Genomic DNA, 1,475 nt, shown 5'->3' with positions numbered 1-1,475 from the left:
CTAGGAGCCCGTCCGAGTAATCCTCTCGACGGCGTGGCCTGGGAGTGATTCACTCTGCTCATGGCCAAGGTGTTTCGCTCCTGGGATGTGGATCAGGGCTGGTTGCTGCCGCCCTCGTTGCACGAGTTCGTGCCACCCTGGCACATGGCGCACTTTGTCCGCGACACGGTGCGGGAGGCGCTCGACCTCTCGGCCATCCTCGACACCTACACAGAGGAGCGCGGCTACCCGCCCTACCATCCCGGCATGATGGTGGCGCTCCTGCTCTACGGCTACAGCCGCGGCCTGTATTCCTCGCGTCAGCTCGCCCGGGCCTGCGAGGAGCGGGTCGACGTCATGGCGGTGACTGGCCTGAACCGACCGGACTTCCGAACCATCGCCGACTTCCGCAAGCGCCACCTCGTGGCCCTGTCCGACCTGTTCGTGCAGGTGCTGCGCCTGTGCCGGGCGGCTGGTTTGGTCCAGTTCGCCCACGTGGCGGTGGACGGCACCAAGGTGAAGGCCAACGCCTCCCGCCACAAGGCGATGAGCTACGCACGCATGAAGACAGCCGAGCCAGCGCTGGCCGCCGAGGTCGACGCCTGGCTGGAGCAAGCGCGTGAGGCGGACGCGGCTGAGGATGAGGCGCAGGGCGCGACCCGTCGTGGAGACGAGACGCCGGACTGGATGGCCGACAAGCAGCGGCGGCTGGAGACGATCCGTGCCGCCAAGGCTGCGCTGGAGGCGGAAGCGGTCGAGCCGCCCAACCCCGAGGACGAGAGCGGGCCGGGTGCGTCCTCGGGCATGCGTTGGCAGGGGCGGCCTCTACGCAGTCAGGACGGCGGTCCGCCCGACCGGGCGCAGCGCAACTTCACCGACCCGGACAGCCGGATCCTGCCCACCCGCGATGGCTTCGTGCAGGGCTACAACGGGCAGATCGCCGTCGATGCCGCGCATCAGGTGATCGTCGCGCACCGCCTCGTGACTAACTCAGCCGACTACCGCGCCCTCGTGCCGCTTGTGGACGACGTCCACGCTCATCTCGGGCGCAAACCACGCGAGGTCTCGGGCGACGCTGGCTTTGCCAACGAGGCGAACCTGGCCGCGCTGCAGCTGCGGGGCATCACGGGCTACCTCGCTCCGGGTCGAGCACGTCATGGCGAGGCGGACGCGGCCGGCCGCCGGAGGCTGACGAAGATGCCGTTGATGAGCGCGATGGCTGCGCGCCTGAAGCGGGCTGGCCGCCGCAGCCGCTATCGCCTCCGGAAGCAGGTCGTCGAGCCGGTATTCGGGCAGATCAAGCAGGCCCGGGGCTTCCGACAGTTCTTACTCCGCGGCCTCGATCAGGTCCGGGGCGAATGGGCGCTGATCTGCACCGCCCACAACCTCCTCAAATTGGCGAAGGCCGGGCACTGAGCCCAAAGCCGACGCACACGTCTGCCCAGACTTCGACGCTCATCCCACCTCGTGAACTCGTTACTCGGACGGGCTCCTAG

1 protein-coding gene is annotated in these 1,475 nt (G+C 68.5%); it reads left to right on the top strand.

The genetic code is table 11. From position 1 onward, the window contains the following. The first annotated feature begins 60 nt into the window (after nt 1-60). Complete coding sequence (locus ACXJKQ_RS27570; RefSeq protein ID WP_457108847.1) at nt 61-1,395, top strand: IS1182 family transposase; 1,335 nt, start codon at nt 61-63, stop codon at nt 1,393-1,395. Nucleotides 1,396-1,475 lie beyond the last annotated feature (80 nt).

The sequence above is a fragment of the Methylobacterium sp. P5_C11 genome, assembly GCF_054049775.1.
This window is presented reverse-complemented; position numbering and strand designations above follow the sequence as displayed.